Source organism: Sporosarcina sp. D27 (assembly GCF_000586555.1).
Lineage (GTDB): Bacteria > Bacillota > Bacilli > Bacillales_A > Planococcaceae > Sporosarcina.
Genome location: NZ_AZUC01000060.1, coordinates 78,469 through 94,021, shown reverse-complemented (window position 1 = coordinate 94,021; position 15,553 = coordinate 78,469). Strand labels below are relative to the sequence as shown.

Sequence of the window (15,553 nt, the reverse complement as noted above, 5' to 3'; positions counted from 1 at the left end):
TCGAATGTCACTTTACTGACTTTCGATGACAGCCTCGCTATTTTTTGCGCTTTTATGAAATACGGGAACGCAAGAAGGCATTGATGAACGGATCGAGTTCTCCATCCATGACCGAACCGACGTTACCCGTTTCTTCATTTGTCCGGTGGTCTTTCACCATGGAATATGGGTGGAAAACGTAAGAGCGAATCTGACTGCCCCATCCAATTTCTTTTTGGTCTCCACGGATTTCGAGAAGGCGTGCCTCTTCTTCTTCGACACGGATCTGATAAATTTTGGCCTTCAACAAGTTGATGGCCCGTTCACGGTTTTTGATCTGTGAACGTTCTGTCTGACACGTTACGATTGCACCTGTTGGAAGGTGAGTCATACGAACAGCTGAATCCGTCGTGTTAACGTGCTGTCCACCCGCACCGCTTGAGCGGTACGTATCGATTTTAACGTCTTCCATCTTCAAATCGATGTCTACGTCACCTGAGAATTCAGGCATTACTTCAACAGAAGAGAATGACGTGTGACGACGACCAGACGAGTCAAACGGTGAAATACGAACCAGACGGTGAACGCCTTTTTCAGCTTTCAAATAGCCATACGCATTATGACCTTTGATCGAAAGTGTTACAGATTTCACGCCAGCTTCGTCGCCTGCTTGGTAATCGAGTGTCTCCACTTTGTACCCGCGTTGCTCTGCCCAACGTGTATACATCCTTAAAATCATGGATGCCCAGTCTTGAGACTCCGTACCACCAGCACCTGAGTGAATTTCAAGGACGGCATTGCTGCTGTCGTATTCTTCACTCAAAAGCATCTGCAAGTCGAAGTCTTCCATACGCTTCAAAAATGTTTTCAACTCGCTACCGAGTTCTTCTTGGAGCTCTTCATCTGGCTCTTCTTTCAACAGTTCAACAGTCATTTCAAGATTTTCTTGCTCTTCATTCATCTCATGGAACTCGCCGACGACGTCTTTGAGTGCATTCGATTCAGAAATGACGGTCTGAGCTGCATCTTGGTTATCCCAAAACGTAGGGTCTAACATCATTTCCTCTAGTTCTTGCATACGAGCCTCTTTGTTTTCTAAGTCAAAGAGACCCCCTAAAGTCCACTAATTTCTTAGCTGTTTTGTCGAGCTCGTTACGTACATCTGATAATTCCATCATATATTGTTCCTCCAAAAATTCAGGTTCACGACCAAGTTACTCTTGACCATGACAATTCTTATATTTCTTCCCACTGCCACACGGACATGGGTCATTACGACCGATATTGACGGAGCGACGAACCGGCTTTTTAGCAGGCTTCTCGCCATCCTCTTTCGGATTTACCGCTTGCCCTTTCGCAACTTCTTCACGCTCTAGGTTATTACGGATTTCCGCTTTCATGACGTATTTCGCAGCGTCTGATTCAATGGCATTAACCATTTCTTCAAACATGCCGAATCCTTCTGCCTGGTACTCCCGAAGAGGATCATTTTGACCGTACGCACGCAAGTGGATACCATGACGCAGTTGATCCATAGCATCGATATGGTCCATCCATTTCGTATCGATTGCACGAAGTAGGACAACTTTTTCAAATTCACGCATTTTCTCTTCGGACATTTCCTCTTCTTTTTCATCGTAACGTTTAATAACTTCTGCTTTGATGAAATCAGTGAGTTCCTGTGCCGATTTACCTTCGAATTCTGAAACTGTCAGCTGGTCCTCAGGCAAGAAGTTCGCGCCTAAGTAATCAACAAGAGCTTTAAGTGCCCAGTCTTCTTGTTTTTCCTCAGTCGTATGAATCGCTACTGCATTCTCAATGACACGTTCAATCATCGCTTCCAATACAGGGCGTACGTTGTCTGATTCGAGTACATCATTACGTTCTTTATAAATGATTTCACGCTGCTGACGCAACACATCATCATATTGAAGTAATCGTTTTCGGGAGTCGAAGTTATTCCCTTCTACGCGTTTCTGAGCAGATTCAACAGAGCGTGAGACCATTTTCGATTGGATTGGTGTTTCATCATCCATACCGAGTTTCGTCATCATGCCTTTCATTTGCTCAGAGCCAAAACGACGCATTAGTTCATCTTCAAGAGACAAGTAAAATTGTGTAATACCTGCGTCTCCTTGACGACCAGAACGTCCGCGTAACTGGTTATCGATACGACGAGATTCATGACGTTCGGTACCAACGACTGCGAGTCCGCCAACTTCTTGTACGCCTTCGCCAAGCTTAATGTCAGTACCACGACCTGCCATGTTCGTAGCGATCGTAACCGCACCTGGCTGGCCCGCTTGTTCGATGATTTCTGCTTCACGACCGTGATTTTTCGCGTTCAGCACGTTATGAGGCACGCCGTACTTCTTCAAGAAGTTCGAAATAATCTCAGACGTTTCAATCGCAACCGTACCAACAAGAACTGGCTGGCCGTTTTTGTGACGCTCTTTAATGTCATCCGCAACCGCTTTATACTTTCCTTCTGTTGAAGAAAAGATTAAATCTGGACGGTCATCACGAGCAATCGGACGGTTCGTCGGAATCGCTACAACGTTCATGTTGTAAATGTTGCGGAATTCCTCTTCCTCCGTCTTCGCAGTACCTGTCATACCAGACAATTTGTCATACATCCGGAAATAGTTCTGGAATGTAATCGTCGCAAGCGTCATTGATTCGTTTTGAACTTCCAAGCCTTCTTTTGCTTCGATCGCTTGGTGAAGTCCATCACTATAGCGACGACCTTTCATCAGACGACCTGTGAATGAATCGACGATAACAACTTCGCCTTCTTGTACGACATAGTCTACGTCAACATGCATACTTACATGCGCTTTTAATGACTGATTAATCGTGTGGTTGAGAGTAACGTGCTGCAAGTCGAATAAGTTATCGATTCCAAACGCTTTCTCGGCCTTCTCAATTCCAGTCTCAGTCATTGTTACGCCTTTAGTAGTTTCATCAAATGCAAAGTCTTCCTCTTTTTTCAACGTCGTCACGAAACGGTTTGCCAAACGGTACAATTCTGCTGATTTCGCAGCTTGCCCCGAGATGATAAGTGGAGTTCGCGCTTCGTCAATCAAGATCGAGTCAACTTCGTCAATGACTGCATAATGAAGTGGACGCTGTACTTTGTGTTCGCTGTACAACACCATGTTGTCACGCAAATAGTCAAAGCCGAGCTCATTGTTCGTCGTATACGTAACATCAGCAAGATACGCTTCACGCTTTTCATCTTTACCTAAACTGTTCAAGTTCAAGCCAACAGTCAATCCAAGGAACTCATACAACTGTCCCATTTCCTGAGCGTCACGGGAAGCCAAGTATTCGTTGACTGTCACGACGTGTACGCCTTTTCCGTCTAGAGCATTCAAATACACTGCAAGGGTTGACGTTAACGTCTTACCTTCCCCGGTTTTCATCTCCGCAATGTTGCCTTCATGTAGTGCTGCTGCACCCACGATTTGAACACGGAATGGATACAAGCCGAGAACACGGCGCGCCGCCTCACGGACAACTGCAAACGCTTCTGGCTGGATCTCATCGAGAGTTTCGCCATTGTTTACACGTTGCTGGAATTCCGCTGTTTTCGCAGTGAGATCAGCATCCGATAGCTGCTCCATTTGGGTAGCTAGTGCTTCGGTCTGATCAGCAATCTTGTCTAGTCGTTTCAAATCACGTTTATTCGGATCAAACATTTTATTCAATACGCTTAGCATAATTTGGTCACATCCTCACAAAGTTCACCCTTCATTTTAACATTGTGAAAGGGTAGGCGCAAATGCAATGCAATGAAATTTCCGACTTTTGGATTATGGGAGGAGGTTTGGGGTTAGTTTGAGCGGATTTGGTGGTTGCTTGATCACTTTTGGCCTCGATTGAGCAGATTCGCTGGTTGCTTGATCACTTTTGGCCTTGCTTGAGCAGATTCGCTACTCGCTTGATCACTTTCCCCTCGCTAGAGCGGATTTGTTACTTACTTGATCACTTTCCGCCTCACTTGAGCTAATTTGTCACTTGCTTGATCACATTCCTCTCGCTTGAGCGGATTTGCTGGTTGCTTGATCACTTTTGACCTCGCTTGAGAGGATTTGCTACTTAATTGATCACTTTCTGGCCAGCTTGAGACGAAACCCTGAATTCCCCACTTCTCATTACGAAATTCGGAGCGTAGCGGAGCACACCAATCAGGCTTGGTTTTAAGATCCAAGAAAGATGGATTGGTCGCGAGCTAGGATACCTATTGAGAAAAACGTAGATTGCCACGGAATCGAGCAGAATTTGCCTTGTATGATCACTTTCGGCCTTGCTTGAGCGGATTCACCACTTGCTTGATCACTTTCGCCCTTGCTTGAGCGGACTCACCACTCGCTTGTGCGTGTAACCAACCTTCTAGAGCGCTCAGCCACGTTATGGAGCCGCTACCAACAACAATGGGCACTTAAAGGCAAACATAAATCTGCCAACAAAAAAACCGCCCAAAGTTACGGGCGGTTTCCAATTACAAATTAGCTCCAGTTTCTATCAAGCCGTACTTGCCGTCACGGCGTTTGTAGACGATGTTTGTCGAATCAGATTCTCCATCAGTGAAGATGAAGAAATCGTGTCCTAGCATATTCATTTGAAGGATGGCTTCTTCTTGGTCCATTGGCTTCAAATCGAGTTGCTTTGTACGAACGACATTGAAGTCGTTTTCGTCATCAGCGTAATCTTGCTCTTTCGAATCGTTTTCCATTGTTGCCTGTAAGAATGCGCCAACGCCTTCGCGCTCGCGGAACTTGCGATTCACACGTGTTTTATATTTACGGATTTGACGCTCAAGCTTATCGACGATTAAATCGATCGCTGCGTATAAATCGTTATGACGTTCTTCTGCTCGGAGTGTCAAATTTTTCATTGGAATTGTAATTTCAACTTTAGTTTGCTTATCGCTGTATACTTTCAAGTTCACATGGGCTGTTGCTTTCACACCCTCTGTGAAGTACCTTTCCAGTTTACTGACTTTCTTTTCAACGTACTCTCGAATTGCTGGAGTAACCTCGATGTTTTCGCCACGAATGTTGAAGTCTAACATATAAACTCCTCCTTTAATTTGACACTAACTCTATCTTCTCCATTGACCGGACAAAACCCTTCTTTTCTTTGTGAAATTTAAAAAGAATTTTGTCGGATATTGCCGAAGTGCTTTTCAAGCTGATTAACGCTCAGCTTGTCTGCGAAGCTTTAGATCATTGACGATTGTTTGAGCAACTGACTCGTTCTCGTCAAAGTCTATGCCGTACATCCAACCCGTTCCAACCGCTTCCTTCCAGACAATAACTCCGTCTGTTTCAATTGGTTGCTGAAAAAGGCTGAAGCGCAATCGAATAGCTACTTCTTCTCTTTTTACTGGAATATTATAAGACGTTTCCATCCGGGTACCGCCCGGACTAATATCCAGCAACTTAGAGTCACCCGTTCCGGTTCCAGGACGATCACTGTTTTTTAGATAAATACTGAATTCTGCGGGGATAGGTTCATTAAAAGGAAATCTGAAAGCTTCGTCACGTTTATAGTGCATATCTTCACACTCCATCCACTTCTCTAGTCCCTTCAGTATATCAAATAGTTACCAGTTCTGCGTCCATCATTTCACCGAATATCTGAGTAGGTGCTCCGTCCTCTACTATTACCAAACAGACGCGATACGAAACCTCTTTATCAAAATGTTCGCGTCGTTTACAATATGATACGAAACGTGCTCTCATGTATAAAAAATGCCCACCCAGCAAAAGCCGAGTGAGCCATTGTTAACCGCGTAGGCTAACTGCTTCATTGTACGTTTTTTGTAAATATGAGTCGATTTCACTTTGTTCTTCAACAAGATGTGTAAGTGTCGCATCCAGCTCTTCAATGGTAGCTGTGCTTTCTTCGATAACCGAAGCGAATTCCATCGTCCGCCCCCGAACATTGTCAGTGTTCGCTGTGATTTCTTTAAATGACTCGATGAACGATTGCATTTCTTTCTGCAAGTCGCGCATTCCTTCATGCAATGCAGTAAACGTTGTATTAGAAGCATCCGCTACTTCCGTTTGCTCAGAAATCTGCTCTTTCCCAGTAGCTAGCTTGGACACTGCGAGTTCATTGAACGTATTCACTTCAGAGAGGTTCGTATCGATTTTAGATAGCGTTTGATCCGTCATTCCCGCAAGCTTACGAATTTCATCAGCTACTACAGCGAATCCTTTCCCTTGCTCCCCCGCTCTCGCCGCTTCAATCGAAGCGTTCAACGCAAGCAAATTCGTCTGATCCGTAATCTCTTTAATGGACCCTGCAAACGCATTTGTTTCCGCAATCTTTTCGGATAATACCAAAAACGTACTGTTTAGCTCATCAAAGAATTCCGCAAATGCATCAATCCCACTCTTCAATCCGGCAATCTCGGTACTTCCTTCTCCTGCTCGTTCTCCCGCGTCATTTGCTTTTTGGGCAAGTAACGAAAGACCTTTAGAAATTTCCTCAACCGCTTCATACGTCTGTTCAGAGCGTTCAGCAATCACGGAAATATGGTCTGCCTGATGTTGACTAGCTCCGCTTATTTCATGAATGGCTGTCAGCATTTCACGTTGAGAGCCTAACGATGTCGCGGAAGAATCGCGAAGTTTACTTAAGTTACTCGTGATTTTCTCAACTGATAAATCCAACCGTTCAGCAAGTTCCGCCTCTTCTCTTCTAAGCGCTTCCGTTTGCTCAGTAAAACGTTCAATTTCCGAGAAGTTCTTCGCATTTAGACGGACGACTAGCATTAAAATCAGTCCACTCAAAAAGTGCAGTAAGATTAAATTCGCACCACTTCCATCAACTAATTCTGGGGACACAAACACCATATTATTCAGGACAAGCGCACCTAAGCTTAGTGCATAAGCTACTCCCATAATAAGTAAGCGCCCATGGATTCCACCAAGTACTAATAAGAAAAAGATAATCCCAATAGAACCTAAATTAGCCTCTGACAATAAAATAACTCCCAGTGATACAGCAAATGTGGATGCTAATAATATGTACGGCAAACTTAACGTCATCCATTTTGTTTTCGTGAAACGAAATGCAACATAAAACGCAGTTCCGATTAGAAATGGGATAGCTACGGAAAGGATTGTCTGAATATTAGATTGTAAAACAAATTGGGCGATGAGCCCAAGTCCCCCACCAATCGCAAAACCAATATACAAAATATGATTTTTCCTAAGCCAGTCAGCATGTTTCAACTGATCGATCGTCATAGCATCACTCCTCATTTTTGATAGTTTTTCCAATTTATTAAAACTATTATACCTTACGTAAGTACTAGTAGTAATAGATCTAAAGACATATAAAAACCGACGAACAATAAATTCGTCGGCTTAGTGTTCTTATTGTTTTGTATCGTAAAACGTACCATCACGGGCAACTTTGCTGTAGGGATTGACATAACTCCGTACACCATCTTTTTTCGTTTGAGACGCAGAGAGATCTTTTCGAATGGCAGTTAGATAACTTTCCAACTTCACAGCGACTTTTGGCTCCTGAGTAACCAACTCTTTCCCAAATGCTTCTTCTTCAACAGAAAAAGGTGGCTGGATGCGAGGCTGCAATTGCTCCCGTTCATCTAAAATCTTTTCGACGGAAGCAATCATCGCGTCGCGTTGGTCGTCATCATTTACGATGGGAAGCGCAAGCAATCGATCCGTTGCCTCTTTCCATTGAATGAGCTCCGTCCGAATCATATCTCACTCACGTTCCCATATTGCTTTTGGCGGTTCAATTGGATGACTTGCTTCCACGTATCGCGGAACTCCGTAATAATTTCAGCGGCTTCATCGAACAGCTTCGCATCATTTTTAATATTTCCATCTACCAAACGGCTGTTTGCGAATTCATACAACACGAGCATGTCTTTCGCGACAGGGAACGAAGCATCCAACGTAATCATCAGTTCAGAAATAATCGCTTGAGCTTTTTGCACAGCCGTATTCTTCTGTTCAATCTGACCCAAGTCCGCGGCACGTTTCGCCTGTTCAATGAACTTCAAGCAACCGTTATACAGCATCAAAGTCAATTCACCAGGCGTCGACGTTGTGACAGAATTATTTTGGTACGTAGCGTACGGATTATGCATAACCATTTTAAAGACTCTCCTTTTGTATTACGTGTTTCAATTAAGCACCGCCACCGAGCGCAGACATCAAACTTGCAGATTGCGCATTCGCTCGCTGGATTGCATTTTCCATGGCATTGAACTGTTTCCAATAACGGGATTCAACCATTTGCATGCGTGTTTCAAAGCGTTCGATTTGTTTATTCATGCTGTCGAGCGTACTCCCTAAACTAAATGCCTTATTGCTGTCGCCTACTTTACCGGCACTGTTTTGGATGGACTTTTGAGTTGCATCAACGGCATCACGCACTCTACGAGCAAGACCCTGCTCTTTACCGGCACCATCATTTGAAAATAACTTTTGTACCTCACCAGGATCCTTAGAAATTGCTTCTTTCAACTTGGTTTCATTAATCACTAATTTACCATGATCTAGATAGTCAGTAGAAGTAGTAATTCCTAATGAGCTTAAATTGAGTTTTTTGCCATCTATTTCAACAGTTCCTGTAAGTGCGGTTCTCATTGTCGATAAAAGGCTGGAGAGTTCAGGATCATTACGGAGTGTTCCGCTTTTCGCCTTTTCTTCCCATAGCTCAATTTCTTTTTCTTTCATATCTGCTTTTTCTTCTGCAGATAAAGGTTGGTACGAGCGATATTTGGGTTCTCGGATTTTTTTGTTTAGATCTTCTATTAGTTTATTATAGTTGTCGACGAATCCTTTGACAGTTTCGAACACTTTGTCTGTATCAGTTGTTGCATCGAATGTTATATCTTTCTGATTTGCAGCTTTAAGAGTGATTTCCATACCGTCTAATTCGAATATGTTGGACGAGCGGGTTATATCCATTCCGTTATATTGAATTTTAGCATCCACCCCCGCCGTTCCTGTGCCTTGTGTCTTACTTGAAATTCCCAAATAGCCAGCTATACCAGTTCCCTTACTACCTTCTGTAATCACGATATTGCCCTCACCACTTTGTTTTGCAGTGAAACCAAAATTACCTGTTTTTTCATCATAAAATGCACGAACACTAGATTTCTCATTAATTTTCTTTACAATGTCATCCATGCTATCGCCTTTAGCAAATTCAATCTCTACAGGCTCTAAGTCACCTGGCCCCTGTATTTTAATTGATGAATCACCTTTTAACTTCTTATCAATATTAAGTGTAGTGCCACCTGTATATGTGGCATTCGTCGCAAGCTGTTTAATATTAATCGTCCCAGAAAAATTTTCCGTATTGCCTTTCGATTTAATCGAAATATCATCAGGGGCTGAAATTGAAACATTCTTCGCATTATAGTTCTTCTGTAAAATAACATTATCGAACAACTTATCACTAAAGCCCTTCAAATCTCGATTCGCACTACGATAATCATTCAACTGCCACTCAAAATACTGCTTTTTCTGTGTTACTTTATCCAACGGTATACGTTGAGCTTTCATTAAGTCCTTAATAATCGATTCAGTATCGATTCCGCTGGCTAGTCCACCTATTCTCATATCCAATCACTCCTTAAATTTTTCGGTCGATGAGCAGTCCTAGGAATTTCTTCATTTCCGCGTGCATGTCCATCAGTTTTTTGGATGGGATTTCCCGGATTACTTCTTCGGTTTTGGAATCTACAATCGTCACATAGTATTCGTGCAATTCGTCGTGCATCTTAAACCTCAACTGCGTGTCTACGCTTTCTAGGAACTTATTCAACCCCGCCGTTAATTCTTTGGCTTTCTTGATGGGTAAATCCTGTTCTCTATATGCTTGCTGTTGTGCTTGGTCGTTAATGGCTTCAACTTTTGTCACAATTCCGGATGACGTTCCATCCGTCGGCCCTGCCGCATGTTGGCGGTCTGGACTTCCCCCTATTTGACTGACCATTTCTCCGTCCTCCTCAAAAGTCACACTATACTAATTCTAATATCGGCAAAGATTGAGAGAAGTTTACAGGAGTTTCGGAATGTAGGATCGATTTCTTACCCAGGATGGGAAACAATCATTCTCTCTTTTTTAATTACTATTTCAAAATAATTAAATTGTATCTAAACTTTTAGTTCAATCTACCGAAATAGCTTTTGTGTACATAATAGAAGAAAGAAGGAAAATCATGACAAAGTCTCTTAAAACCAAAATCATTTCAGTAACCCTCTTACTATTTTTAGTTGGTATTTTACTGATGGCTTACATGCTGAACGGTATGATCAAAATCCGCTCCGTTGAACGGGTCATCAGTTCTAGCGAAGGGACAACAGATCAAATGTCCGATTCTGTAGAAAATTTCTTATCACAATACAGTAAAGGGTTGACTTTCCTTGCAGATTCAAAGGAGATAGCGGATTTCACAACTACTAAAGAAAGTGCCGCTGCTGAAGCTCAGCTTCAGGAACAACTAGAAATTTTTCTTAATGCTTACGATGAAGCCGTTGCAGTCTACTTTTCGGCCCCTTCCAAGCACAGTGTGCAATTTCCAAAAGGAGATACTAATTCTTTCGATCCGACAGAACGTCCTTGGTATCAGTTAGCTGCTGCATCTCCTGGTAAAATACAATGGACTCCTCCTTATGCAGATGACTCAACCGGTAATCTGATGACGACCGTTTCACTTGCGGTTGAAACGAACGGAACGTTAGCTGGAGTTGCGGCAGTCGATCTTGAACTCACTGCAATTTCTAAGATGTTGAATGAAACTGACATACCTTACAAGGGGAAACCCTTTCTCTTTGATAAAGAAGGGACCGCTCTTACTCATCCAACAAAGAGTGGAGAGAACCTTATGAACCTTTCTAATGTGAAAGATATGTATAATTATGAACGCAGTGATCTTGCTTACAAGGAAAACGGGAAAGATATGATCAGTATTTTTAACACGCTCCCAGAGTTTGGTTGGAAAGTCGGGACAGTGTATGAAAAAGACAACTTGATGGGGATGGCGAAACAACTTAGAACCTCCATTCTAATTATCTCTGCAATCGTTTTAGTAATCGTAGCGGTCGTGTTGTATTTCCTAATCGGAAGGATGCTTAAACCGATTGCCCGTCTTCGGGCACTCATGGATGAAGTGGCGGAGGGTGATCTTACCGTTCAATCCGACATTCAGACAAAGGACGAAATTGGCCAACTAAGTACGAACTTCAATCAGATGATTACCAATATGCATGGCATCATTTCCGTTGTGAACCAATCTGCGGAACATGTACGGTCTAACTCTGAAAGCTTGAGTGCAGTCGCTGAAGAAACGAATGCATCGAGCTCGGAAGTTGCGCACGCCGTAAACGAAATTGCACTAGGAGCATCGAAATCTGCAGAAGACGCTGAAACGGTGACAGAACGTTCAGACGAACTTGGCCGTCAAATTAACGGTATTACAGAACGTGCCGAATCCATGACAGAGATTGCTGAACGCACAGGAACTATGAACACAAATGGACAAACTCAAATGGCTCAATTGCAAGAGACATTCCAGACATCAGGTATGAATTTGAAATCGATGAATGAAGCGATCTTCACCCTCAGTGAGAAAGTGAAGGAAATTGGCGGCGTAATGGATACCATTACGGATATTTCATCGCAAACGAATTTGTTGGCACTGAACGCAAGCATTGAAGCAGCACGTGCTGGCGAGCATGGAAAAGGATTCGCAGTAGTTGCAGAAGAAGTACGCAAACTTGCAGAGCAATCAGCGCAAGCAACCAAAGATGTCCAAACGACTGTTCAGCAATTGCAAGATGAGTCACGTCTCGTTACAGAACAAATGGAAGAGACAATTACCACATTCTACAACCAAGGCATGGTCGTTAAAGATACCGAAACAACATTCGGTCAACTATCTACTCTGATGGAGGATATGCAAGCATCCATCAATTCGATTTCATCTGAAATTCAGACGGTTTCTGAGCACAAAGACGATGTAGCTTCAACAATCCAAACGATGGCTGCGACGTCACAAGAAACCGCTGCTGCATGTGAAGAAGTGAGTGCATCGACGGAAGAACAGCTACGCGCCATTCAATCGGTGACGGATGCAGCAGAGACATTGACTAATTTAAGTGAAGAATTGAGTCAAGCAATTGCTCGGTTTAACGTGTAATGATGCACGACAAGGGGCTGCCATAACATTAGGCAGTCTCTTTTTTCTTGATATTGAGTTATTTTTCTTTTAAAACATCTAACTATCATCCCTCGTTTCATAGATTTACACCTCTTTCCTAGAGACGAAGAAATATTTAAATAATTCTCACTCAACTTCCCTCGAAGAATGTCGAAGTAACTAGTATATATACATATAATACAACGGAAGAGGGTAATGAGTATGGCAAAGTCACTGAAAACCAAAATTATTCTAGCAACAATCGTACTCTTTTTAGTAGGGATGGTCCTAATGGCATACATGCTGAACGACCAAATCAAAAAACGTTCTTTAGAACGCGTTATTGATTCAAGCGAAGGCTTGGCTGATCAGATGGGCTATTCTGTAGAGACGTTTCTGGACCAGTATGGGAAAGGAATTAACCTCGTCACGACTTCAGATAAACTCGTGAACTTTACAGGACCTGAAGGCGGAGAGATCACTGAAAAAGAACTTCTAAAAGAATTGGAGGAATTTCTTGAGATTTATCCGGATGCATCATCTTCTTATTACGCCCTCCCCTCGAAATATACCGGAATCTTTCCGGTCGTGGATTTAACAGGTTTCGACCCGACAGCGCGGGAATGGTACCAAAAGGCAGCATCGAATCCCGATGAAGTCCAATGGTCCAAGCCATATGTGGATGAAGCAACAGGAGAATTCGTCATCACTGCTTCAAAAGCCATTCAGAAAAATGGAGAGCTTGCTGGTGTTGCTGGTGTAGACATTCAACTTTCTTCGATGACCGCTGCATTGAAGTCCACTAAAATTGCTTATGATGGGTTTCCAGTATTGTATGATAGCGAAGGGACTGCCATCTCGCATCCGACAAAGAGTGGAGACAACTTGATGGACGTACCATATGTGAAAGATTTGTTTTCAAAAGAACAGGGAAACTTACGTTATAAAGACGAAAAAGGAATTAAACGCTTAAACGTCTTCAAGACTCTTCCTGATTATGAATGGAAGATTGGAACTGTTTATGAAGAAAACAACTTAATGGGCATGGCCAAACAACTGCGAGAATCCATCCTTATCATTTCACTCATCACGTTAGCGATTGTAGGTGCCGGTTTATACTTTATCATCGGAAAATTGTTGAAGCCGATCGCGCGTCTGCGCAATTCGATGGACGCAGTAGCTGAGGGTAATCTAACTGCTCAATCCGACATTCAATCATCAGACGAAATCGGACAGCTCAGCGATAACTTTAACCAGATGCTCACAAACATGCACAGCATTATTTCTGTCGTCAATCAATCTGCAGATAACGTACGGACGAACTCCGAAAGTTTAAGTGCAGTCGCAGAAGAAACAAGTGCATCAAGTGCGGAAGTCGCGCATGCGGTAAACGAGATTGCGGAAGGCGCATCTAAGTCTGCGCAAGACGCTGAAACGGTCACGGATCGATCAGAAGAACTCGGTCGTCAGATAAACGGCATTTCAGAGCGGGCTGTGTCGATGACTGAAATTGCGGAGCGGACTGGTAACATGAATGCCAACGGACAAACACAAATGGCACAGTTACAAGACACATTTAAATCCTCGGGGACGAACCTGCAATCGATGAATGAAGCGATCGCAACGCTTGGCGAAAAAGTAAAAGCGATTGGTGGCGTGATGGATACAATCACGGATATTTCATCCCAAACGAACTTACTCGCATTGAACGCTAGTATCGAGGCAGCACGCGCAGGTGAGCACGGAAAAGGATTCGCAGTGGTAGCAGAGGAAGTACGAAAACTCGCAGAACAGTCCGCACGCGCAACTGAAGAAGTTCAAACGACCGTACAGCAACTACAACAAGAATCACACCTAGTGACAGAACAAATGGAAGAAACTATCATAACGTTCCGTGACCAAGGTATTGTCGTCCAAGAAACTGAGTCAACGTTTGGTCAACTGTCTGCGCTAATGGCAGATATGCAAGCTTCCATCGATGCGATTTCAATCGAGATCCAAACAGTTTCGCAGCATAAAGATAATGTAGCGATGACGATTCAAATGATGGCCGCAACGTCGCAAGAGACGGCAGCTGCTTGTGAAGAAGTGAGTGCTTCTACGGATGAACAACTTCGTGCGATCCAGTCTGTGACGAGTGCAGCGGAGACGTTGACGAACTTGAGTGAAGAGTTGAGTCATGCAATTGATCGGTTTAAGGTGTAAGAATTAAACAAAAGGGACTGCCAAAGTTACACGGCAGTCCCTTTTATTCGTTATATTAGGATGAATTACGATTTGCTAGAAGCTTGAACGAACCCCTCAAACAATCTCAACGAAGTTTCATCCGCTCGGTTGGAGAGTGCTTCAGGATGCCATTGCACACTCAACACAAAACGATGCTTCGTACTTTCTAACGCTTCGATAATTCCATCAGGCGCAGTAGCAATGACTCTTAATGGTTCAGGTACATCCTTCACTGCTTGATGGTGGAGGGAGTTCACAAGTATCTCTTTGTCCGAAGCATATTCTGCTAGACGGCTTCCCTCTGTCACTTGAACCGTATGCGTCGGGTAGTTGCGGTTCGCCTGCTGCTTATGTTGCAATAGTGTTCCTTCCAAGTCGGTATAAATGTGCTGATAAACAGTACCTCCTAGCGCAACATTCAAAATTTGATGACCACGGCAAATTCCTAGAACTGGCATGTCCTTACCAACCGCACACTTCGCAAGTGCCATCTCCATCTCATCGCGTTCAGGTGCAATCTTACCAAGCTCCCGTTTTGGCTCTTCACCGAATAGAAGTGGATTTACGTCTTCTCCGCCAGTTAACAGTAGACCATCCATTCTGTTGCAAATTTCATCAATGTCTTCGAGCCCCGCTGGAAGAACAACCGGAAGTCCTCCTGCACGCAAAATTGCCCTACTGTAGTCTGCTTTAAGGAATGTCTCTCCGTTTTCGTCTATGTCTGAAGTGATGCCTATGATTGGTTTCATAATGAAAATCTCCTCTGAAAATAAAATAGCAAAACCATCCGTAGTTGCGTGGATGGTTTTGTCGCTAATGATGTATTCCCAGGTTTAGAGGTTTTCAATCCATTATGTAAATTAAGAGATTAGTGATGGTCACTATGTATGGGTATTGGAGATAACAGAACCACTAATTACTTTTAGTTTACCTACGCAACTCATTACATTACTTTCACCTTTTCAAGTTAAAATGTATCGATATGTTGTACCGGAACCGTAAAAGTTTGCTACAGAAACAACCAAAACTCTAGTTGCCTGAATAGTGTTCGAATTGTGAGGGGTCCAGGTACCTGCTCCTCTGTCGTTGTATGAAATGAAAATACGCATACAGCTAACTGAAAGAGTGTATTGATCCATTTAG

At 43.2% G+C, this 15,553-nt stretch carries 12 protein-coding genes; 2 read left to right on the top strand and 10 right to left on the bottom strand.

Going from position 1 to position 15,553, the window contains the following annotated elements:
* Nucleotides 1-52: 52 nt before the first annotated feature.
* The 9 genes from prfB to flaG form a co-directional block, all read right to left on the bottom strand.
* A protein-coding gene (gene prfB, locus N693_RS0117000) for a peptide chain release factor 2 (RefSeq protein ID WP_156028960.1) occupies nt 53-1,154 on the bottom strand; the annotation gives its coding sequence in 2 pieces (ribosomal slippage) (nt 53-1,081 and nt 1,083-1,154; 1,101 coding nt in all).
* Between the two features lie 39 nt (nt 1,155-1,193).
* Nucleotides 1,194-3,701: a preprotein translocase subunit SecA gene (secA, locus tag N693_RS0116995; protein WP_025786028.1), complete on the bottom strand. Its 2,508-nt coding sequence runs from the start codon at nt 3,699-3,701 to the stop codon at nt 1,194-1,196.
* Between the two features lie 782 nt (nt 3,702-4,483).
* Nucleotides 4,484-5,056 (bottom strand): ribosome hibernation-promoting factor, HPF/YfiA family, encoded by a 573-nt coding sequence (hpf, locus tag N693_RS0116990; protein ID WP_025786027.1) that lies wholly within the window; start codon nt 5,054-5,056, stop codon nt 4,484-4,486.
* A 123-nt stretch (nt 5,057-5,179) separates the two neighbouring features.
* Complete coding sequence (locus N693_RS0116985) at nt 5,180-5,542, bottom strand: PilZ domain-containing protein (protein WP_025786026.1); 363 nt, start codon at nt 5,540-5,542, stop codon at nt 5,180-5,182.
* 229 nt (nt 5,543-5,771) lie between these two features.
* Nucleotides 5,772-7,244 (bottom strand): methyl-accepting chemotaxis protein, encoded by a 1,473-nt coding sequence (locus tag N693_RS0116980; RefSeq protein ID WP_025786025.1) that lies wholly within the window; start codon nt 7,242-7,244, stop codon nt 5,772-5,774.
* A 129-nt stretch (nt 7,245-7,373) separates the two neighbouring features.
* Entirely contained in the window at nt 7,374-7,727 is a 354-nt protein-coding gene (locus N693_RS0116975) for a hypothetical protein (protein ID WP_025786024.1), read from the bottom strand.
* Nucleotides 7,724-8,125 carry a flagellar export chaperone FliS gene (gene fliS, locus N693_RS0116970; protein ID WP_025786023.1) on the bottom strand — a complete coding sequence of 134 codons (402 nt, stop codon included), beginning with the start codon at nt 8,123-8,125 and terminating at the stop codon, nt 7,724-7,726. The genes N693_RS0116975 and fliS overlap by 4 nt, the downstream gene beginning before the upstream one ends.
* Nucleotides 8,126-8,159: 34 nt before the next feature.
* Entirely contained in the window at nt 8,160-9,602 is a 1,443-nt protein-coding gene (locus tag N693_RS0116965; RefSeq protein ID WP_025786022.1) for a flagellar hook-associated protein 2, read from the bottom strand.
* 13 nt (nt 9,603-9,615) lie between these two features.
* On the bottom strand, nt 9,616-9,978 hold the full coding sequence (gene flaG, locus N693_RS19470) for a flagellar protein FlaG (RefSeq protein ID WP_025786021.1): 363 nt from the start codon (nt 9,976-9,978) through the stop codon (nt 9,616-9,618).
* 226 nt (nt 9,979-10,204) lie between these two features.
* Here flaG and N693_RS0116955 point away from each other — a divergent pair, with 226 nt between their 5' ends.
* Nucleotides 10,205-12,184 carry a methyl-accepting chemotaxis protein gene (locus N693_RS0116955; RefSeq protein ID WP_025786020.1) on the top strand — a complete coding sequence of 660 codons (1,980 nt, stop codon included), beginning with the start codon at nt 10,205-10,207 and terminating at the stop codon, nt 12,182-12,184.
* Between the two features lie 222 nt (nt 12,185-12,406).
* Nucleotides 12,407-14,389, top strand: a complete 1,983-nt coding sequence (locus N693_RS0116950) for a methyl-accepting chemotaxis protein (RefSeq protein WP_025786019.1) — start codon at nt 12,407-12,409, stop codon at nt 14,387-14,389.
* 65 nt (nt 14,390-14,454) lie between these two features.
* Here the strand turns inward: N693_RS0116950 and N693_RS0116945 are convergent, their stop codons facing one another.
* Nucleotides 14,455-15,159, bottom strand: a complete 705-nt coding sequence (locus N693_RS0116945; RefSeq protein WP_025786018.1) for a gamma-glutamyl-gamma-aminobutyrate hydrolase family protein — start codon at nt 15,157-15,159, stop codon at nt 14,455-14,457.
* Nucleotides 15,160-15,553: the final 394 nt, after the last annotated feature.